General features: G+C 35.9%; 17 protein-coding genes. 11 read left to right on the forward strand and 6 right to left on the reverse strand.

Annotated elements, in window-relative coordinates:
- Positions 1-29: 29 nt before the first annotated feature.
- Positions 30-1,628 carry a malate synthase A gene (gene aceB, locus ABN763_RS16810; RefSeq protein WP_410486662.1) on the reverse strand — a complete coding sequence of 533 codons (1,599 nt, stop codon included), beginning with the start codon at positions 1,626-1,628 and terminating at the stop codon, positions 30-32.
- Positions 1,629-1,753: 125 nt separating this feature from the next.
- Between aceB and ABN763_RS16815 the strand changes: the two genes are divergently transcribed.
- Together ABN763_RS16815 and ABN763_RS16820 are read left to right on the forward strand one after the other, a co-directional pair.
- On the forward strand, positions 1,754-3,232 hold the full coding sequence (locus ABN763_RS16815) for a helix-turn-helix domain-containing protein (RefSeq protein ID WP_410486747.1): 1,479 nt from the start codon (positions 1,754-1,756) through the stop codon (positions 3,230-3,232).
- A 31-nt stretch (positions 3,233-3,263) separates the two neighbouring features.
- Positions 3,264-3,788 carry a hypothetical protein gene (locus tag ABN763_RS16820; RefSeq protein ID WP_410486663.1) on the forward strand — a complete coding sequence of 175 codons (525 nt, stop codon included), beginning with the start codon at positions 3,264-3,266 and terminating at the stop codon, positions 3,786-3,788.
- 154 nt (positions 3,789-3,942) lie between these two features.
- On the opposite strand, the gene ABN763_RS16825 is transcribed toward ABN763_RS16820, so the two are convergent.
- The 3 genes from ABN763_RS16825 to ABN763_RS16835 all read right to left on the reverse strand — a co-directional run bounded on the left by ABN763_RS16825 (position 3,943) and on the right by ABN763_RS16835 (position 7,547).
- A complete protein-coding gene (locus ABN763_RS16825; RefSeq protein ID WP_410486664.1) occupies positions 3,943-5,403 on the reverse strand; it encodes a carboxypeptidase-like regulatory domain-containing protein in 1,461 nt (486 codons plus the stop codon).
- Positions 5,404-5,557: 154 nt separating this feature from the next.
- On the reverse strand, positions 5,558-6,505 hold the full coding sequence (locus ABN763_RS16830; RefSeq protein ID WP_410486665.1) for a phosphoribosylaminoimidazolesuccinocarboxamide synthase: 948 nt from the start codon (positions 6,503-6,505) through the stop codon (positions 5,558-5,560).
- A gap of 88 nt (positions 6,506-6,593) precedes the next feature.
- The gene (locus tag ABN763_RS16835) at positions 6,594-7,547 is read right to left on the reverse strand and encodes a PhoH family protein (RefSeq protein ID WP_410486666.1); all 954 of its coding nucleotides are present in this window, start codon (positions 7,545-7,547) and stop codon (positions 6,594-6,596) included.
- A 203-nt stretch (positions 7,548-7,750) separates the two neighbouring features.
- Between ABN763_RS16835 and ABN763_RS16840 the strand changes: the two genes are divergently transcribed.
- The 4 genes from ABN763_RS16840 (at position 7,751) to dnaN (ending at position 12,476) form a co-directional block, all read left to right on the forward strand.
- Complete coding sequence (locus ABN763_RS16840; protein WP_410486667.1) at positions 7,751-8,587, forward strand: S-adenosyl-l-methionine hydroxide adenosyltransferase family protein; 837 nt, start codon at positions 7,751-7,753, stop codon at positions 8,585-8,587.
- Positions 8,587-8,898 (forward strand): putative quinol monooxygenase, encoded by a 312-nt coding sequence (locus ABN763_RS16845; RefSeq protein ID WP_410486668.1) that lies wholly within the window; start codon positions 8,587-8,589, stop codon positions 8,896-8,898. The genes ABN763_RS16840 and ABN763_RS16845 overlap by 1 nt, the downstream gene beginning before the upstream one ends.
- A gap of 6 nt (positions 8,899-8,904) precedes the next feature.
- Positions 8,905-11,280 (forward strand): gliding motility-associated ABC transporter substrate-binding protein GldG, encoded by a 2,376-nt coding sequence (gldG, locus tag ABN763_RS16850; RefSeq protein WP_410486669.1) that lies wholly within the window; start codon positions 8,905-8,907, stop codon positions 11,278-11,280.
- Between the two features lie 77 nt (positions 11,281-11,357).
- The gene (gene dnaN, locus ABN763_RS16855; protein ID WP_410486670.1) at positions 11,358-12,476 is read left to right on the forward strand and encodes a DNA polymerase III subunit beta; all 1,119 of its coding nucleotides are present in this window, start codon (positions 11,358-11,360) and stop codon (positions 12,474-12,476) included.
- 72 nt (positions 12,477-12,548) lie between these two features.
- On the opposite strand, the gene ABN763_RS16860 is transcribed toward dnaN, so the two are convergent.
- Positions 12,549-13,772 carry a peroxiredoxin family protein gene (locus ABN763_RS16860; protein WP_410486671.1) on the reverse strand — a complete coding sequence of 408 codons (1,224 nt, stop codon included), beginning with the start codon at positions 13,770-13,772 and terminating at the stop codon, positions 12,549-12,551.
- Between the two features lie 126 nt (positions 13,773-13,898).
- Here ABN763_RS16860 and pheT point away from each other — a divergent pair, with 126 nt between their 5' ends.
- The 5 genes from pheT (at position 13,899) to ABN763_RS16885 (ending at position 19,021) form a co-directional block, all read left to right on the forward strand.
- On the forward strand, positions 13,899-16,325 hold the full coding sequence (gene pheT / locus ABN763_RS16865; RefSeq protein WP_410486672.1) for a phenylalanine--tRNA ligase subunit beta: 2,427 nt from the start codon (positions 13,899-13,901) through the stop codon (positions 16,323-16,325).
- Between the two features lie 203 nt (positions 16,326-16,528).
- Complete coding sequence (locus ABN763_RS16870; RefSeq protein ID WP_410486673.1) at positions 16,529-17,119, forward strand: DUF4870 domain-containing protein; 591 nt, start codon at positions 16,529-16,531, stop codon at positions 17,117-17,119.
- 66 nt (positions 17,120-17,185) lie between these two features.
- Positions 17,186-17,998 carry a CPBP family intramembrane glutamic endopeptidase gene (locus ABN763_RS16875; protein WP_410486674.1) on the forward strand — a complete coding sequence of 271 codons (813 nt, stop codon included), beginning with the start codon at positions 17,186-17,188 and terminating at the stop codon, positions 17,996-17,998.
- A gap of 57 nt (positions 17,999-18,055) precedes the next feature.
- Positions 18,056-18,784, forward strand: a complete 729-nt coding sequence (locus ABN763_RS16880; protein ID WP_410486675.1) for a hypothetical protein — start codon at positions 18,056-18,058, stop codon at positions 18,782-18,784.
- A gap of 9 nt (positions 18,785-18,793) precedes the next feature.
- Positions 18,794-19,021 (forward strand): DUF2007 domain-containing protein, encoded by a 228-nt coding sequence (locus ABN763_RS16885; RefSeq protein ID WP_410486676.1) that lies wholly within the window; start codon positions 18,794-18,796, stop codon positions 19,019-19,021.
- A 73-nt stretch (positions 19,022-19,094) separates the two neighbouring features.
- Here ABN763_RS16885 and ABN763_RS16890 read toward each other — a convergent pair whose 3' ends face one another.
- The gene (locus ABN763_RS16890) at positions 19,095-20,609 is read right to left on the reverse strand and encodes a S8 family peptidase (RefSeq protein WP_410486677.1); all 1,515 of its coding nucleotides are present in this window, start codon (positions 20,607-20,609) and stop codon (positions 19,095-19,097) included.
- Between the last annotated feature and the right edge of the window lie 9 nt (positions 20,610-20,618).

Consider the following 20,618-nt stretch of genomic DNA (forward strand, 5'->3'; position numbering starts at 1 on the left):
TGATGGGATTCTTTTTTTTGTATTGTCATCTAGATATTTTGATAAGCCGGTGCTGTTAAAAATTCTTCAAACTCCGGGTTACGTACTAAGGAATCAAACAGATTAATCGCACTTTCAAAACGTGTATTTCTAATAGTTACATCCCCCAACTCTGTAATGATTTTTTCCACCTCCTCATCTAACAACTGCTCGTAAAGTTCTAGACTAAAAAAGCGACCATCTTCTAATCTTACCTCATTATGAAGCCATTGCCATACCTGTGTTCTGCTGATCTCCGCTGTTGCTGCGTCTTCCATTAAATTATACAAGGCTACAGCTCCGTTTCCTCTAAGCCACGCTTCTAGGTAAAGAATAGCTACATTAATATTTTTACGGATACCGGTTTCCGTGATCGTTCCTAGCGGGATTTCTACCAAATTCATTGCTGTAATGCTCACGTCATCTCTGCTTATATGCATTTGGTTAGGTGTTGGCATATACTTATCGAACTCATTCATAGCCAGCTCAACCAGTCCTGGATGTGCAACCCATGTACCATCATGTCCGTTTTTCGCTTCCCGCTCTTTGTCTAATCTTACTTTTTCAAGTGCTCTTTCATTGGCACGTTGATCATTTTTGATAGGAATTTGAGCAGCCATGCCACCAATTGCCAGAATACCTCGCTTATGACACCGTTGAATAACCAACTTTGAATATGCATCCATAAAGGGAGTGGTCATTGTAACTTGATCGCGGTTTGGGACTATGAATCCATCATGGTTTCTAAACTTCTTTATGTAGGAAAAAATGTAATCCCAACGACCACAGTTTAACCCTACAATATGATCTTTTAATTCGTAAATAATTTCATCTAGCTGAAAACTTGCTGTAATTGTTTCAATTAATACGGTAGCCTTGAAAGTACCATTTGGTATACTTAAATACTCCTGGGCAAATTCAAAAACCTTATTCCACCAACCAGCTTCCTTATAATGTTCAAGCTTTGGCAGATAGAAATATGGGGCGCTTCCTTTCTCCATTAAAATCTTAGTGTTGTGAAATACATATAGCCCGAAGTCAAACAAACTAGCTGACATATGCTCTCCGTCAATTCGAAGATGTTTTTCATTCATATGTAACCCACGTGGACGAACAATAAGCACTGCTGTCTTCGAATTCAACTGATAGTGTTTTTGCTTCTTAATATCAAGCAACTCAATAATTCCGCTATTGGCATCAATTAAATTCTGCTGTCCCTCCATACAGTTACTCCATGACGGACAGTTACTATCTTCTAAATCAGCCATAAAGGTTTTAGCTCCAGAATTGAGAGCATTGATTATCATTTTTCGATCTACTGGTCCGGTTATTTCAACACGACGATCTATTAAATCGTCCGGAATTGAAGATGCCTTCCAGTCTGCCTCCCTAATATGCCTTGTCTCTTTTGGAAATTCAGGGTACTCGTTTTTATCAAAACCTCGCTGTTGTTTTCTTCGTGCTTTTAATAAAGTAAGACGCTCTTCATTAAATCGAAGTTGTAATGCCGCCAAAAACTCCAGGGCCTCAGATGTTAATAATTCAGGATATCGATTTGTTATCCTGTTATGAAATTGAATTTTTGCTGTTTGGATTGCTAACTGTTCCATGTTTCGCTTATTTAGAAAACAATATTAAAACAAAGAATCAATAAATACAAGCGAACGTTCGCTAAATATTATTATTTCGCAATTTTTAATAAATTCGCAAAAAAGAATATCTTTGTTTGAGAATTATGGAAGAGGAATACATCAAATTAATTTTCGGACTGAAGTTAAAACAGTTAAGAACTGACAAAAAACTATCCTTGTTTGGCTTGTCAAAGCTAACTGGCTTGTCTAAATCATACCTAAATGAGATTGAAAAAGGGAAAAAGTATCCCAAAACTGATAAAATTGCATTATTATCGGAGAAACTAGATGTCCCCTATGACAATCTCGTTTCCTTAAAGCTAGATAAAAACCTAGCTCCAATTGGTGAAATTTTACAATCAAAAATCTTAAAAGAAATTCCTTTAGACCACTTTGGCATAAAAGAATCTGACCTCATCGATATTATTTCAGAAGCACCTGTTAAGACCAATACCTTTATAAGCACGGTCATTGAAATCGCAAAACATTACAATTTAAGTAGGGAGAGCTTTTATTTAGCCTCTGTTAGATCGTACCAGGAATCGAATAATAATTATTTTCAATTTTTAGAAGAACAAGTACTAGAATTTGCAGAAGCCTATCAAATTAACCTGCAACAACCGATAAAAACAGATGAACTTGAAGATATCTTGATCGAAGAATATGGGTACACTATTAATGATCAAGATCTTAAAACCCATAAGGAACTTTATTCATTGCGATCTATTTTTGTACCCAAAACAAAAACCCTCTTATTAGCAGATCACATTGATGATGCGCAAAAGGCGTTTATCTATGCTAAGGAGCTTGCCTATAATTTTTTAGGGTTTACTGATCGCCTTTATACATTTTCTTGGATCAAATTTGAAAATTTTGACCAGGTATTGAATAATTTATATGCCAGCTATTTTGCTGGTGCATTAATTTTACCCCGAAAAGCACTCTCAGAAAAGCTCATTTCAATATTTAACGGTGAAGCGCTTGATAACTCCAAATTCCTTTCATTATTTGAGGCTTTTAATGCCTCGCCGGAATCAGTTTACCAGCGATTGACCAATATCTTACCCAGAGATTTTGGGCTTAATAATTTGTTTTTTCTTCGATTTACTCATAAAGAAGGAAGTGAATCATATTCCTTAAATAAAGAGTTACACCTTACGCATCAACATTCGCCGCATGCTAATGAAAGTAACGAGCATTATTGTAGAAGATGGGTTTCGTTAAAAGTAATCCATCAGCTACAACAGTCTAACGTCGATCATGCTTTTGATTTACAGATCTCGCATTATCAAGAAGATAATCAATCGTATTTAGTTTTAGCATCAGCGACTAAAGATCCTTTTCACCCTGATCAATTTCGTAGTATTAGTCTTGGCTTGTTAATTAATAAACAACTGCAAAAAAAGATTTCTTTTATTGATGATCGTGCAATAAAACATGTAAATGTTGGCGTTACTTGTGAGCGCTGTCCGGTAAAAGATTGTGATGTCCGCGTAGCTTCAGCAAGCCTTTATGAAAAAAGGATAAAAAATGAAAAGATTGAAGAGGTGGTTTCTGATATTTTTAAAAAGTATAATGATTAACTTTAACTATTAAACAACTACAGACATTAGCATGAAAAGATCATTTTACGTTCTAATAATAGCGATATCTTTTTTTGGTTTTGGTGAGGCCCAAGAAAATGAATATTTACAAAAAGTATCGACTTTAGACAGTACCATTGAAACATTGTATGCGGTTATTTCGGGGCCGAAAGGACAAAAGCGAAATTGGGAGCTTTTTAATTATTTGTTCTTAGACGATGCCAAATTAATTCCTTCAGGCCGCAATAGACAAGGTGCTAACACACCGAGGTATTTAACTACTAAAGACTATATTGAACTATCGGGAAAGTGGTTAGAAGAAAATGGCTTTTTTGAAAAGGAACTTCATCGTAAAACGGAGACTTTTGGTAGCTTAGTGCATGTTTGGAGTACTTATGAATCATTTAAAAATGTTTCTGATACCGAACCATTTGCCCGAGGCATCAATAGTATTCAACTATTTTTTGATGGTACCCGTTATTGGGTCACTAATATTTATTGGACGGGCGAACGTCCTGATTTGCCTATTCCCAAGGAGTATTTACCTGAAAATTAAAAAGAGCACCAAACCAACTAAGTAACTAACTGATCACTGGTGCTCTTCGCCTCCAACCAAATGTATTTTCCTTTAGTATTGAGTAATGAGTAGTGAGTAATTAGTAGTTGGTGTTTTTCAAAATTCGTCGCTCATAACTCATACCTCAACATCATTATCTGCTGGCCATTTGAATATCTGTTTTTACACCAGCATATTTTTGTATTAATCGTACCAACAAGTAGTTTAGTCTTTCCACTTTATAATTATCAGTTGTTGGTTTTAAATGCGGATTCCCTATTCCGCTATCATCCGTCAAGAAAACGTAGGTTCCGTTCGTTGCTATGCTGAAGAACCGTGTTAGAAATTCGACATTCTTATCAGCACCGCTTGCTACTACAGGTATGATCTTGATTCCTTTTTCGGCTGCCAATGCGATCTGTTTTTTAATAGTCACAACATTTTCTTGATTTAAATGAGGAGGTGCATCTAATAACAAAAACAGCATGCGTGCTTTAGCATTCTTATTCCACGACTGTTGCATGCTGTTTTTAAGTGCTACCTCAACAGCCTCCTCATAATCTCCACCTCCTCCTGCATATTGATTTGCTAAGCTTTTTTGAACCTTATTTATGTTGGTATCAAAATCGAAATCCCTAACAACATATTCATCATTTATATCTCTATAAAATGTAAGGGCAACCCTTTTTTCATCAATACTACTATCGATTCGGTTCATTATGTTTTTTAATTCTGCCTTTAAGTAAGCAATTTCGTCACCCATTGAACCGGTAGCATCAATGGTGAACATAATATCGATGCTGTTATCTTGTTTACCATTAGTAAGTTGAAAGTTTAACTCCTTATGACCGTTGGTGATTTTCTTTCCTTTAATTTGATTATTATGAGTAACCTGAACACGATAGTATTTAGTTTTTTTAATACCATTTGAATCTTTAAATAATACCGTTTTGCCAAACACATCGGTACGGGTGCTCATGATTAACTTATTAAGTTCATTATAAATAGTTACCTGGGCATTAGGTAGCGGATTCTCATTTTCATCGGTCACATAGACCTCTATTTTTTCTTGTAATAAGAAGCCCCAGTTGTTTTTTATCCTTTTTGCTTCATCTTCATTTGACACTTTTAACCACTCCTCCCATTTTTCTAGGTCATTAATCTCACCGGCTGTTAATTGACCGGATTGTGGCTCGTACCGTCTTCGCTCTCCTTTAGTTGAACTTCTTGACTCTGCAGGTGCATAATCAGCAACTACTGATCCAGTAGCCGATTTTACCTTTTTTGTGGCGTAACCCATGACCACAATCTCTTCCAATGCTGTATCATCACTTTCTAGTGATACGTTAATTGTTGTTTGATCTGATATTACAACTTCTTGGGTGATCATACCGATATACGAAAACACTAAAATTTGACCTTTCGATGCTTTTATGGCATAATGACCGTCAAAATCGGTGGAAGTACCATTAATCGTTTCTTTAACCATCACATTTACGCCTGGCAATGCTAAGCCGTCATTGGCATCAGTAACCGTTCCTGTAATTTTAATTTCTTGTGCTGAAATTCCCGTTGTAATGAAAACAAGAATTAAAAATGTTATAAGTCGTTTCATCCTAGTGTCTTTTTGAATTTTACACTAAACTAGATACAACCTTTGGTTACCACAATCTGCAATGAGGGAAGTAGATTAATGAGTAAGTGATTAAGACTTTTGGCTGAGGAAAGCGAAAAAGAAAGTACTGAAGTCTGATCTAGAAGCCTCTACATTATGCCGTGAGATATTGAAGTACGTTTTTCTCAATACGTTCTTGAATATTACTAATATCAGCTCTTACAAAATCCTCTCCCATGATATTTTCATATAATTCGATATAGCGTTCTGATACTGTCTTGATATATTCATCACTCATTTCAGGCACTGTTTGCCCTTCCAGCCCTTGAAAATCATTGCTAATTAACCACTGGCGTACAAATTCTTTTGAAAGCTGTTTTTGCGCTTCTCCTCTCTCTTGTCTTTCTTGATAGCCTTCTGCATAGAAATAGCGAGATGAGTCGGGAGTATGAATTTCATCTATCAAAACGATTTTACCATCTTTGGTTTTGCCAAACTCATATTTAGTATCCACCAAAATGAGCCCACGTTGCTTCGCAATCTCCGAACCGCGTTGAAAGAGCTTTCTTGTATAGTCTTCTAAAACCAAATAATCTTCTTCTGAAACTATGCCTTTTGACAGGATATCTTCTCTCGAAATATCCTCATCATGATCGCCTTGTTCTGCTTTGGTTGCTGGAGTAATAATTGGTTCTGGGAATTTGTCATTCTCTATCATGCCCTCTGGCATAGATACTCCGCAAAGTATTCTCTTACCCGCTTTATATTCCCTAGCCGCATGACCACTTAAATAACCGCGAATGACCATTTCTACCATAAATGGCTCACACCGATGTCCAACTGCTACATTAGGATCTGGAGTTGCGATTAACCAATTGGGCACCAAATCCTCGGTTTGCTTCATAAACTTGGTAGCGATCTGATTTAAAATCTGGCCTTTATAGGGAATCCCTTTTGGCATTACCACATCAAAAGCTGATAAACGATCGGTCGCTATCATCACCAAAAGGTCATTATCTAAACTATATACTTCTCGTACTTTTCCTTTATATACTGATTGTTGCCCAGGGAAATTGAAGTTGGTATTGGTAATGGTATTCATCTATTTCTTGAAAGTATAAAAGTTCTCGATACTAATTTGATCTTAAAAACATTCAATCAAATTCACTTGAACTGACAATTTTATATTATTAATCGCGGTTTTCGATAGCCTTATATGCTGCAATGATCTTTTTCACCAATTTATGACGAATCACATCTTTATCATCTAAAAATATCATTCCGACTCCCTGAGTATTTTTAAGTACTAATAAGGCTTCTTTTAATCCTGAAATTACTCTTCTTGGCAAGTCAATCTGTCCAGGGTCGCCGGTAATCATAAACTTAGCATTTTTCCCCATACGCGTTAAGAACATTTTCATTTGAGCATGGGTGGTGTTTTGAGCCTCGTCTAATATAACATATGCGTTATCTAAGGTTCTACCGCGCATAAAAGCTAGAGGAGCTATTTGAATAATTCCTTTTTCAATATGTGCTTCCAGCTTTTCGGCCGGTATCATATCGCGTAATGCGTCATATAAAGGCTGCATATACGGATCTAACTTTTCTTTAAGATCCCCTGGCAAAAATCCAAGATTTTCACCTGCCTCAACCGCTGGTCGAGTTAGAATAATACGTTTAACTTCTTTTGCTTTTAAGGCTTGGACTGCCAATGCAACACCAGTATAGGTTTTACCAGTACCTGCTGGCCCGATAGCAAAAATAAGATCATTTTTTTTGCTTAATTCAACCAATTTACGCTGATTGGCTGTTTGTGCTTTTATCAACCTGCCACTTACACCATGAACTAATACAGCGTCACTTTCTTTTGAAGTCTGATAATCTGCACTGCTATTACTGGTCAGCACCCGCTCGATCACATTTTCGTCAAGCTTGTTGTATTTACCAAAGTGGGCGATTAACATTTCGAGACGTTTGTCAAACTCTTCTAACATTTCTTCATCTCCGTAGGCTTTTATCTTATTACCACGAGCAACTATTTTAAGCTTAGGGAAATATTGCTTTAATAATTTGATATTTGCGTTTTGCTGTCCGAAGAAATCTCTTGGCGTGATCTCAGAAAGTTCGATTGTAAGTTCGTTCAAATGCGATCTATTTAATAATTAATGCTTTATTAAAATAAGGATATACACCATTGTTTGTGGGTAACTTTTTCGAGAACACTTTAATTTTATATCGAAAAAATATACTTTCGTCCTATATATGTTATGAAGCCTGTTATAGTGACCATGACATAAGACAAACTTACGTTTTTTTATATCTGCCTAATTAAAAAAATATCAACAATTTGCCAACGCCAATAATAACCTTAACTACGGATTTTGGTAAAAAAGACCACTTTGCAGGAGCGGTTAAAGGAGCAATTTATAAGGAGCTGCCTGATGCAAAAGTTATTGATATTTCACACGATGTTTCTCCCTTTAATATTCAAGAAGCGGCCTACATAATCCAAAATGCTTATAAAAGCTTCCCCGCTGGGAGTATTCATATTATAGGTATTGATGCTGAATTAACTCCTGAAAACAGGCATATAGCATTAAAAATGGATGGACACTATTTTATTTGTGCAAATAATGGCATCGTTTCAATGATTAGTTCGGAATTTGTTGCGGAAAAAATGGTCGAGATTAACATACATAATACCATGCAAACCAGTTTTACTGTACTTGATGTATTTGTGAAAGTCGCATGCCATATTGCTCGAGGCGGAACTTTAGATGTTATTGGTAAACAAGCCAAAGAAATAAAACAGCTTACCACCATCAAACCGTCGATTAATACCGAGGGGAATCAGATAATTGGTAACGTTATTTACATTGACAACTACGGTAATGTTGTTACGAACATTACTCGAAAACTGTTTGATGAAATTGGAAAAACCAGGTCATTCGAAATTTCAGTGCGAAACCACCGTTTTACCAAAATATATAACAACTATAGTGACTTTGTAAATTTTGACATTCCAATTAACGAGCGTCAAGTAGATGGTAGCGGACTTATTGTATTTAATTCTGCTTCATTTTTAGAAGTCGCTATTTATAAAAGTAACCCAATGACTGTGGGCGGAGCATCTTCATTATATGCCTTGGACTATAGAGATACCATAACTATAAATTTTAGCTAATGTTGGTAAGAATTGTAAAAATGAGTTTTAACCCTCAGCATATTGAGGATTTTATTAGCATTTTTGAAGATAGTAAGTCGAAAATTAGAGGGTTTCATGGTTGCGATCATTTAGAGCTATATCAAGATAAAAACACTCCTAACTTGTTTTTTACCTATAGTCATTGGCAAAGTGAAGCGCATTTAAATGCCTATAGACATTCTGACTATTTTGAAAAAGTTTGGAAAGCTACCAAAGCATTATTTAATGATAAACCTGAAGCATGGAGTGTTGATACCCTCTATGTGGTAAATGACCCCAAAACCGAATAACATTTTATGTTAAGCATACTAAAAAAAGAAATAAACAGTTTTTTCTCTTCCCCAATCGGCTATTTGGTAATCGCCATTTTCTTATTGGTAACCGGACTATTTTTATGGGTATTTAATGGAGATTTCAACATACTGAATTCTGGCTTTGCCGATCTGTCCGGATTTTTTAAACTAGCTCCTTGGGTACTGTTATTTCTAATTCCTGCAGTTTGCATGAGAAGTTTTTCTGAAGAAAAAAAACAGGGCACCCTCGACCTGCTTTTGATAAAACCCATTTCGCGCTTTAAGATCATTGTTGCAAAATATTTGGCTTCATTCTTATTAGTGCTATTGGCTTTATTACCATCATTACTGTATGTACTTACCATTTCGAAATTAGGTAATCCTGAAGGCTCATTTGATAGCGGCAGTGTAATCGGCTCTTACACTGGTTTAATTCTAGTTGCTTCAGTATATACGGCTATTGGCGTCTTCGCTTCTGCTATTACTCAAAATCAGATAATTGCATTTGTTAGTGGGGTATTCTTGTGCTTCTTATTTTATCTAGGATTTGATGGTATTGCAGGTTTTGAACTCTTTGGTTCAGCCGATCTTTTCGTTGAAAGCCTAGGTATTAATTCGCATTATGAAAGTACCGGTCGTGGTGTGATCAGTATTGCTGATATTTGCTACTTTATTGGGCTCACCCTTCTGTTTTTAATTACCACCCAGGTGTTATTAGACAGGAAAATTGACCTTAAAAAATATGCTTTACCCATCATATTTCTCGGTTTTATAGTCGGGCTTGGTTTTACCGCTAATAAACGTTTTGATCTTACCGAGGATCAGCGTTATACCCTTTCGGAAGCATCTATTGCCACTCTAGACAATGCAACTTCTCCAGTTTTTATTGATGTCTTTTTGAAAGGTGATTTTCCATCAGAATTTAAACGCCTACAATTAGAAACACAGCAGTTACTAAGGGAGTTTGAAAATCATAATGATAAAGTGCAAGTCAACTTTATTGACCCATTTGAAGAAGAAGAAAATGCGAATGCTATTACCCAACAACTTGTGCAGCTAGGTTTAACCCCCGCTAACGTTACAGTCACTGAAAATGGAAAAACTTCGCAAGAACTAATCGTCCCTTGGGCCATTGCGAATTATCAAAATCGCACTGTTCGTATACCGTTAATGAAAAATAAATTGGGAGCAAATCAGGAAGAACGCGTCGCCAATTCTGTTCAACAATTAGAATATGCTTTTGCTGATGGTTTTAGCAGACTGGTGAATCCTAAGAAAAGAAAAATTGCGGTTTTAAAAGGAAATGGACAACTTGAAGACCGGTATTTGATTGACTTTTTATCTACTTTAAAAGAATCGTACTTTATAGCACCTTTCGACTTAGATTCCCTGAATAATGAACCAATAAAAACCCTTAAAAATCTTGAGCGATTTGATCTTGCCATTATTGCCAAGCCCACTATCGCTTTTTCAGATAAGGAAAAAATGATTATCGATCAATTTATCATGAGAGGCAAAAGCAGTCTATGGTTGTTAGATGCTGTTAATATGGAAACAGATAGTTTAAGGCAGAATGGGGAAGCACTTGCGTTTAACAGGGAGTTGAACCTAAATGATATGCTATTTCAATATGGCGTACGAGTAAATCCAGTATTGGTAAACGACTTATACTCGGCTCCGATCACCTTGGCTACGGGAGAAGGCAATAATGCCCGCTTTGTTCCTGTAAAATGGTTCTATTCGCCCCTGGCAGATGCTGCAACTAACCACCCTATTTCTAATAATATTAATCTGGTGAAATTTGATTTTGCAAATCCGTTAGACACCCTTAAAAATAGTATTAAGAAAACGATCTTACTGCAAAGTTCTGCGGCAACCAAAAAAGTTGGAACACCACAAATAATCTCACTTGACATTGTAGAAAAAGAACCGGATTTGCAGAGCTATACTGCCGGACATATACCACTGGCTGTTTTGTTGGAAGGAAAATTCAAATCAGTTTATAAAAACAGAATTAAACCATTCAAGATGGACTCGACCATGGAAGATGGAAGGAATGCCAAGATGATCGTTGTTTCTGACGGTGATGTGGTAAAAAATCAATTTCAACAAGGTCGGCCTTTAGAACTTGGATTCGATCGCTGGACTGGACAACAGTATGGTAATAAAGAGTTCCTATTGAATGCAGTAAATTATCTTTTGAATGACGACGGTTTGATAAATATTCGATCAAAAGAAATAAAAATTGCTTTTTTAGATCAACAGAAAGTGATTGAACAACGTACTAAATGGCAAATTGTTAATATGGTGGTTCCGTTAATTGCACTAACAGTTTTTGGATTTTTATTTAACCTCATCAGAAAGAAAAAATACCGTTAGAAATGTTAATAAGTTTGTTTTAGCAAACAAAGGGATTACCTATATTTGTCAGTAATTTAAACCAGAGACTACTTCACATGAAATTCATCGTATCAAGCACGTATCTTTTAAAGCATTTACAAGTTTTAGGTGGCGTAATTAACAACAGTAATACGCTACCTATTCTAGATAATTTTTTGTTCGAATTAGATAATTCCACTTTAAAAGTATCAGCTTCAGATCTTGAGACGACGATGTCATCAGTTTTAGAAGTAGAATCGGATGCGACAGGAAATATTGCAGTTCCTGCCCGATTGTTATTAGACACCTTAAAAACATTTCCTGAACAACCGCTTACCTTCGTAGTTCAGGATAATAATACGGTAGAGATTAGCTCTAATCATGGTAAGTATGCAGTGGCGTATGCAGATGGTGCTGAGTTCCCAAAGACAGTTTCACTTGACAATCCAAGCTCGACTACTATCGTAGGTGATGTGTTGGCAACTGCTATAAGCAAAACTATTTTTGCTGCCGGTAATGATGATTTGCGTCCGGTAATGTCTGGTGTATTTTTTCAATTTTCACCCGAGAATTTGACTTTTGTTGCTACTGATGCACATAAACTGGTAAAATATACCCGAGAAGATATCGCTGCTTCTGAGGTAGCAGAATTTATTATGCCTAAAAAGCCTTTAAATCTTTTAAAAAGCATTTTGGCAGGTAATGATGCGGAGGTGAAGGTTGAATACAATGATTCCAACGCTAAATTCTCATTTGAAAACACCGAATTAGTAAGTAGATTAATTGATGGAAAGTATCCAAATTACGAAGCGGTAATTCCTAAAGAGAACCCGAATAAATTAACAGTAGAACGCAATCAGTTTTTAAACTCATCAAGACGTGTTTCTATCTTCTCTAATAAAACTACACATCAACTTCGTTTGAAAATTGCTGGAGCAGAACTTAATATTTCTGCTGAAGATTTAGACTATAGCAACAAGGCAGAGGAGCGTTTAAATTGTGATTATCAAGGTGATGATATACAAATAGGATTCAACTCACGTTTCTTAATTGAAATGTTGAATAACCTAAATGCAAATGACGTTCAGTTAGAAATGTCACTTCCTAACCGTGCAGGGATTCTTACTCCTATTGATGGTTTAGATGAAGGTGAACAAATTACAATGCTGGTAATGCCGGTGATGCTGAATAATTAGAAAAATTTACTTGAAAAAAGTAAAAACCTTCAAGATCTAAATCTTGGAGGTTTTTTTATATGATACTACCCACTACTCCGCTATTAGTTCACCAATAAAGGCTGTAAATTCCTTTTTAAACTCTAAGTGTTTCTCCCCGGTTGCAGGACCATTATAACCAGTATGTATTTTACGAACATTACCTTTCTTATCAATGTAAATAGTTGTAGGATAAGATAATACATGATTCAACATTGGCAATTTTTTCGCTGCTTCCTCCTTATCCGAAGTTCCGTACTGCGCCAACAATAGTGGATATTCCACTCCTATTTTATCTGCCAATCTATTCATGCTTTTAATGGCCTTTTCCTTTGTTTTAGCATATTCAAAATTAAGCCCAACGATTTCAAAACCACGCTCCTTATTCTCCTTATAAAATGGCGCATAAAATTTAGTCTCATCTAAGCAATTAGGACACCATGAGCCTAATATCTGCACTAAAACTACCTTATCCTTAAAACGATTGTCTTCTAGAGATATCATCTTTCCATTGACATCAGGAAAACTGAACTCAAACTTATCATAGCCTTCTTTTAAAAAGGTCAATGAATAATCACTAGGTAATTCGTAGTTCGCATTGCGTTTTGCCACAAAAGGCTCTTGAAAATGATTTCCTGAATAAAAAGTTCCTGTCATTGTACTATCCGTAACCGTAGCGGTAAACAAAAACGCGTGTCCTCCGTCAAAAGCTGATAAGCTTAATTCATTACCATCTAAAACTCCTTCCAGATATCGATAGTCTCCGGTTGTAGTGCGAAATGTACCAGTGACAATCCCACTTTTTTCTTGTTTAAAAATACCTTTAGCGATATATCGATCTTCCTCAACATTAGGGCTAAAAACTGTCTCCCAAACACCGGTTAAATCAGCCATTTGATTTTTTGATATTGCAAATCGGTCTGTTTTGCCATAACTCATTGTAAACGGCACGATGCGATCAAGACTTTCCTTTACAAAATCGCCTTTAATGGTTGTATCATCTGTAAATATTCCGGCTAAATAACCTTCAAAAACAGGGGCTTTGATTGTGATTGAATCCCCATTAATCTCAATTTCATCGACTAAGATTCGTTCTTCTGCATTAAAAATGGTGAGTGTTTTATCTTCATTGACTTCAAAAGTAAAAGGCAATATCTTATTATCCTGCACTTCAAGCTCAGCCCTCCAGATTCCTTTTTGCAAAGAATTAGCTGTTTTGGTTTCAGCGCATGAAACCAATAAAATAAATGAAAATAATACTACTAAATATCTAAGCATAGCTCGTGTTTTCTAAAGAATCGAAAAAACAACAAAAAACTTACAAAAACAAACCCTAGTATTTACTGATATATTTGACAACTTAGGCCATTATGCTATCTTTGACACTTTGAAAATTTACGCTGAATGAAGATTTCTTATAACTGGTTAAAACAGTTTATTAATATTGATTGGAGTGCCGATAAAACTGGAGAATTACTGACTGATCTTGGTCTGGAGATAGAAGGTATCGAAGAATTTGAGTCGGTAAAAGGTGGACTAAAAGGCGTTGTAATAGGTCATGTAATTAGCTGTGAACAGCACCCAAATGCTGACCGGCTTAAACTAACTACAGTTGACATTGGCGAAAAAGAACCTTTACAAATAGTATGTGGTGCGCCTAACGTTGCAAAGGGTCAAAAAGTTCCTGTTGCAACTATCGGGACAACACTTTATGATGATAAGGGAGAAGCCTGGACCATTAAGAAAGGAAAAATACGTGGCGAGGCAAGTCAGGGTATGATTTGTGCTGAAGATGAGTTAGGGCTTGGCACTGATCATGATGGCATCATGGTATTGGACAGTAATCTGAAATCAGGCACCCCGGCTATTGAAGTTTTTGAGGTTGAAAATGATCAAGTTTTTGAAATAGGACTTACACCAAACCGAGCTGATGCCATGAGCCATTGGGGTGTAGCTAGAGATTTAAAAGCAGGGCTTCAACAGCACGATGTAATGAGTACGATTATTACACCGTCGGTTAGTAGTTTTCATGTTGAAAATAGAAGCCTTAAAATTGACGTTCAGGTTGAAAATAAAGAATTGGCTCCTCGTTACTGTGGTGTTACCATTTCTGGGCTTGAAGTTAAAGAATCACCCGATTGGCTGAAAAATAGGCTGAAATCTATTGGGTTGAGTCCCATTAATAATGTAGTGGATGCTACAAACTATGTTTTGCATGAATTAGGGCAGCCGTTGCATGCGTTTGACGCAATTAAGATAAAAGGTAATAAGGTTGTCGTTAAAACCGTAGAGCCCGGCACAAAATTCACCACCTTAGACGACGTTGAGCGAACGCTTCATGAAGATGATTTAATGATTTGCGATGCTGAAAAGCCCATGTGTATTGCTGGTATTTTTGGAGGCGTAAGTTCTGGAGTTACAGAGAATACAACCAGTATTTTCTTAGAGAGTGCTTATTTTAACCCTGTTTCCGTTCGTAAAACCGCAAAAAGACACGGTTTGAATACCGATGCTTCTTTCCGTTTTGAACGTGGCATCGATCCAAACATCACTGAATATGCTCTTAAACGAGCAGCGATTTTGATTATGGAATTGGCAGGCGGTGAAATCACTAGTGACCTGATTGATGTTTATCCAAACAAAATTGAAGATCATCAGGTATTTCTTTCATTTCAGAATACTGCCAAGCTTATCGGTGAGGAAATTCCTAAAGAAAAGATTAAAAATATTTTAATGTCTTTAGACATTAAAGTAAACAACGTTACCGAAACGGGAATCGGGTTGACCATTCCTGCATATCGGGTTGATGTTGTTCGTGAAGCTGATGTAATAGAGGAAATTTTAAGAGTGTACGGGTACAACAACATTTCTTTCGGAACAAAAATTAATGCATCTGTTGCTCATGTTGATAAGTTAGATGATCATAGGGTACAAAACATAGCAGGTGATCAACTTGCAGGACAAGGATTCTATGAAATTCTATCCAATTCGTTAACATCACCAACCTATACTTCATTATCCGACGATTTGAAAGATTCAGCCCACATTACCATGCTAAATCCGTTGAGCAATGATCTTTCTGTCCTAAGGCAATCATTATTATTTTCAGGTCTTGAAGCTGTTATTCACAATATAAATCGCAGACGATCAAACCTTAACTTATTTGAGTTTGGGAAAACCTATCATTTTATAAATGATAAACGAATTGAAAAAAAGGTACTTTCGCTTTTTATCACTGGCAACCGGACATCAGACGATTGGTCGACTGGTAGCACGAAAAGCGATTTCTTTCAACTAAAAGGTACAGTTACATCATTGTTAAATCGACTAGGTATTAGTCATTTTGAAGAACAGCCAGTATTCGATGAAATTTTTGGAGAAGGTATTTCTTTAATTACAAATACTAAGACAATTGTTTCATTAGGTACTGTTAAAAAACCAATATTATCTCATTTTGGTATTGATCAAGAAGTATTTTATGCTGAAGTGAACTGGCAAGTGGTTATCAAAATGCTTAAAAACAACAAGATTATGTTCACCCAAATTCCGAAGTATCCTGAGGTACGACGTGATTTTGCATTATTGATCGATCAGAAAACAAGTTTTAAGGAGATTTATGATATTGCGCTTAAAACGGAGCGTAAGTTGCTGAAAAAAGTTGGTTTGTTTGATGTTTATGAAGGTAAAAACTTACCAAAAGGTAAAAAATCGTATGCAGTTAGTTTTACGCTACAGGACGAGAATAAAACGCTAACCGATAAACAGATCGATAAAATCATGAACAAGCTACAGCAGAATTTCGAGAAACAGTTGGAAGCACAACTTCGATAATTACTAAACGCCATCGTATCTTTTACATTCAGAACATTTTCTTCTTACCGATCTTCGTTTTAAGGTCATTTCATTTTCACATAATAATTAATATAATTATCTTGAAACACCTGTAAAACCAGTAAATGACACCTAGGTGACATCTAAATGTCGTTATAAAAGTAGCCTATTCGCAATAGTTTTGCAATGTCAAAAACAGTCCTATGGAACAACAATCTATTGCGAGAAACTTACTGTATCAACGTAAATTAAAAGGCCTCACCCAAGAAGAGCTGTCAGAAAAAACTCAGGTTACCGTTAGAACCATTCAACGTATTGAAAAAGGTGATGTCAGTCCGCATCTGCAAACAGTAAAATTACTTGCAGTCGGATTGGACATCGAGTTAAATGCCCTAATGCCATTAGACAATCCGAATGAAGAAACACTTCAAAAAAAATGGCTTTTACTCATTCATGGGACACCTTTTTTAGGGTTGGTCATCCCTTTCTGTAATGTGTTATTTCCGCTATTTTTATGGATTCACAAAGCCGATGATAACAAAATTTATGATGATCATGGCCGAGCTGCAGTCAACTTTCATGCTACCGTGACCCTTACCGTTATTATTTCGTTAGTATTTTTCTTTATTCTTCCTGGTTTTAATTTTATTGCCACGATTGCGATACTACTCTTAAGTATTACAATAACGCTGGTCAATATAGTTAGAGCTTTAAATGATCAAAAATATTGGTATCCGTTATCTATTCCTTTTCTAAGGAAAAAGAAGAAAATGTCTTCAAATTCTAGCCATTAGGCATTTCATATTTCAACAACTTAATATTCATTTTCCTATTTACTAAAATGGGACTAAAAATATATCATGAAACTAAAAGCCATTTTTTCATCAATACTTTTTTGTGCTCTATTTGTAGCAATTTTATTATTAACCTTCAAATTATCCATTACGTTGCCTCATAAATTCGAACGGCTTATTACCGGTTTAAGCGGAACAGTAGTAGCCCTTTCACTGTCTTGGATTTTCGTTCGATTTCAGAAAAAAACGTTGAAAGATATCGGTTTATACTGGCAATCAAAAACACTAAAACGTTTTCTGATAGGATGCCTTTTAGGTTTTTTAATTGCTATCTCAATGATTGGAATATTAATAATAATGACTGATCTTGAAATTCATGTAGAAGAAAACTATAATATTATCTCCTTTATTTTTTGGACACTTGCATTAATCCCATTAGCATTCATGGAAGAGGTTATATTTCGAGGGCTTCCTTTAATTAGGTTGAATAAGGCGATTGGAATACGACTTTCAATATTGATAATGGCTATTCTATTCGCTTTATATCATTTTGATTCAGCTTCAATATTAACAATGCTAATCGGTCCGGGTGTTTGGGGAGTTATATATGGTATTTCTGCAATCTGGTCCGATGGTATTTCGCTTCCTACTGGGATTCATTATGCAGCCAATGTAACATTGGCTGCTATAGGCATGAAAAAAGAATACGAAGGTCTTTTTGAAATTGGGTATAATCAAGAAGTAAATCCAGAAATTTTAAATCACACTGAAACTGTTGGTATAATAGTACAGATCATATTACTGATACTTGGGCTATTCGTTGTAGAATGGTATTTAAAAAACAAAAAGTATTCGGATAATAAGGTATATCATATCTGATATTGTTTGCATCCCAAATCCTAATGCACTAATTTAGTGGAGCTAAAGAAAAAGAAAATGCTCCTAAAAAAAACAAATATCGAAGAAGCTCTTTCCAGAGCTCGACAACGAGAATTAAAAGACACTGATATTCTTTCTCAAGTATATGCTGTTTTAGAGAAAGATAGGTTACAAGAAGAACGTATAGAAAATGTGATTAAAGGGAATCGCTTCGGTTCTACTAATAATTTTGATATCGATCTGCTAGATAGTAATCGTATCTATCATATTAGTCAGATAAAGAAAATTTGCATTGATTACCGCTTGCGCTTTTTAGACTCTAAGTATTTTAAATCTAAAATCCCTCATGCAGCTATCAGCGAGATAAAGTCTTTAGAACGAAATCATAACATAGAAATTAATTCATTTAAAATAATAGCGCCTTCCAAGTTATTTAAGTTGGAGAAAGCCGATGATCCGTTATTGTTTACTCCAATTGGTAATGGATATTTTTATCTTATTCATAAATGGGGAAATGATCTTCATCCATTTAGAAAACTCTTAATGATGCCATTTAAATCATTTCCCAATCTCATGTTTGTAATGATTCTGGTGAGTTACCTACTAACAAGTATGATTCCTACGGGAATTTTCTCTAAAAACGGAGCTTCTAACACTGAATTTTTGATGTTGTTTCTGTTTATGCTTAAATCGGTAGTAGGTGTAGTGTTATTTTACGGTTTTGCCTTAGGAAAGAGTTTTAATACCATGATTTGGAATAGTAAATATGACCGAGCAAACTTTTAAAACTTATAGATGACAGATTCCAATTATACACGAGTTTATACAGGAAATTTTGCTCAAGTACAATCGATAGTAAGTCGACTTAAAGAGCTAGGTATTTCTGCTGTGGTACGTGATGATGCTGAGTCTGCAAGACTAGGAGGTTTTGGCGCCCCTGCCGGAATGCAACAAATTTTTGTTCATAAAGATGAGTTGGATAAAGCAGTACCTTTAGTACAAGAAATGAGCGCTAATATTTAGCCCATTTCATACAATAAAAAAGGCCCGTCAAGCAAAATACTTGACGGGCCTTTTTATTTCTTCGAATCCCATTTTAATATCCTCTCACCGCTTTCAAGGCGTCTATATTTCCGTAACCATATCGACTACTTCTATTGGGATAAAAGTCTCCTGATTCTTTTAGTCTTTGTAAAACCTGACTCCTGTTCCAAGAAGGGTTCTTAGCCCATACCAAGGCAGCAATGCCAGCGGTTGTGGCCGTGGCAGTGGACGAGCCACCAAAACTGCTAGATTCCCCATTGTTGAAACCTATAACCGGTTGGTGGTTATTGTTACTTCTTTCCATAATAATAGTAAAGTCAATTTTACTACCATCATGACAAATATCACAACGATCATAAGTCGCCCGTTCCTCAACTCCGGTTACAGCAACTGTTTCACTCATCGTTGCCGGGAAAATTACACCATACCAGTTTGTAAAATTAGTTGATGTTCCACCAGCTGCAAATATCATTTTACCCCTTGAATAAGCATAGCGAACGGCATCTTTAATACGACCAATGGACCAGGGATATCCTATAGACATTGAAATAATTTTAACATCGGATCTTCTTGCTAAAGCTTTCAAAGCATTAGCAACACCCTTGCGTTCATGATAACCTTCAAGTACTACATCGCTTGTTCCTCTATAAGAAATTAAGTTACTTTCATAAGCTACACCTATAAAATCTCCTGTGTTATTATTCGGGGCAGCTATCACTCCACTGGCACTTGTACCATGTCCGCATCGGTCATTTGGACCATCAGTCTTAGTTGACCACCACCAGAATGAATCGACATAAGTGCCATATTTCTGCACGTATCGCCCGCTATAAAAGTCATCAAAACGAGAACCTAAAAGTGGTTGATTGGGTGACAATCCGGTATCAATAACTCCTACTCCTATACCACGACCAGTACTATATGCCCAAGCCTGATTAATTTTATGATCATAATAATTCCAAGGTATTTTCGCTCCATTGCCATTGGTTCCATAATCCGCTATAGGAATGTTAACACCACTTTGGCTACAACCAGCAGAAGATCGGCCTGTTTCCTGGTTTTGATCTTGGGTAAAAAAGCGATATCCTTCCGGTTCTAAATAGCGAATTTGCTTGTTCTTTCTAAGTTCAGCAATGCTTTCTAAAGTAGTAACTGTAACATCGATGTAATTTAAAATATCGTCATCATAAATTAAAATATCTTCAGTAGACTTAGCTGTAGAATTTTTTAATATGGTATTCAAAATTTCTGTTTTAATACTTTCAAGTGCTTGACCTTTTGCGGTACTAAAACTTTCCCCATTGATGCCGTAGCCCACAGTTAGCAAGTTATTACTATGTTGTGTTGCACTCCACAATAAATGATCACTCGCCATGGTCCAGTCAAAAACTCCTTTAGTATCTAATTGTTCTTGAATTGCGCTATTGATTTGTTCAATATTTAATGGCTTGTCTTGATCTATAATGTCAATAGCTTCGGTATCAGGTTGATTATTAACTTCTTCATAAGTACAGGAAACAACAAAGGCGAGCACAGCAACAAATGCTACTAGGGTAATTTTTTTCATTTAGTTTGG

Origin of the sequence: Spongiivirga sp. MCCC 1A20706, from assembly GCF_046524175.1 — a bacterium.
Lineage (GTDB): Bacteria > Bacteroidota > Bacteroidia > Flavobacteriales > Flavobacteriaceae > Spongiivirga.

Bases quoted from the DNA above. Each gene is read 5' to 3' on its own strand.
- ABN763_RS16845 (WP_410486668.1), top strand. From the start codon at position 8,587: ATGTTGGTAAGAATTGTAAAAATGAGTTTTAACCCTCAGCATATTGAG.
- ABN763_RS16875 (WP_410486674.1), top strand. From the start codon at position 17,186: ATGAAACTAAAAGCCATTTTTTCATCAATACTTTTTTGTGCTCTATTT.
- ABN763_RS16815 (WP_410486747.1), top strand. From the start codon at position 1,754: ATGGAAGAGGAATACATCAAATTAATTTTCGGACTGAAGTTAAAACAG.
- ABN763_RS16830 (WP_410486665.1), bottom strand. From the start codon at position 6,505: ATGAATACCATTACCAATACCAACTTCAATTTCCCTGGGCAACAATCA.
- dnaN (WP_410486670.1), top strand. From the start codon at position 11,358: ATGAAATTCATCGTATCAAGCACGTATCTTTTAAAGCATTTACAAGTT.
- ABN763_RS16825 (WP_410486664.1), bottom strand. From the start codon at position 5,403: ATGAAACGACTTATAACATTTTTAATTCTTGTTTTCATTACAACGGGA.
- ABN763_RS16820 (WP_410486663.1), top strand. From the start codon at position 3,264: ATGAAAAGATCATTTTACGTTCTAATAATAGCGATATCTTTTTTTGGT.
- gldG (WP_410486669.1), top strand. From the start codon at position 8,905: ATGTTAAGCATACTAAAAAAAGAAATAAACAGTTTTTTCTCTTCCCCA.
- ABN763_RS16880 (WP_410486675.1), top strand. From the start codon at position 18,056: ATGCTCCTAAAAAAAACAAATATCGAAGAAGCTCTTTCCAGAGCTCGA.
- ABN763_RS16890 (WP_410486677.1), bottom strand. From the start codon at position 20,609: ATGAAAAAAATTACCCTAGTAGCATTTGTTGCTGTGCTCGCCTTTGTT.
- aceB (WP_410486662.1), bottom strand. From the start codon at position 1,628: ATGGAACAGTTAGCAATCCAAACAGCAAAAATTCAATTTCATAACAGG.
- pheT (WP_410486672.1), top strand. From the start codon at position 13,899: ATGAAGATTTCTTATAACTGGTTAAAACAGTTTATTAATATTGATTGG.
- ABN763_RS16860 (WP_410486671.1), bottom strand. From the start codon at position 13,772: ATGCTTAGATATTTAGTAGTATTATTTTCATTTATTTTATTGGTTTCA.
- ABN763_RS16885 (WP_410486676.1), top strand. From the start codon at position 18,794: ATGACAGATTCCAATTATACACGAGTTTATACAGGAAATTTTGCTCAA.
- ABN763_RS16870 (WP_410486673.1), top strand. From the start codon at position 16,529: ATGGAACAACAATCTATTGCGAGAAACTTACTGTATCAACGTAAATTA.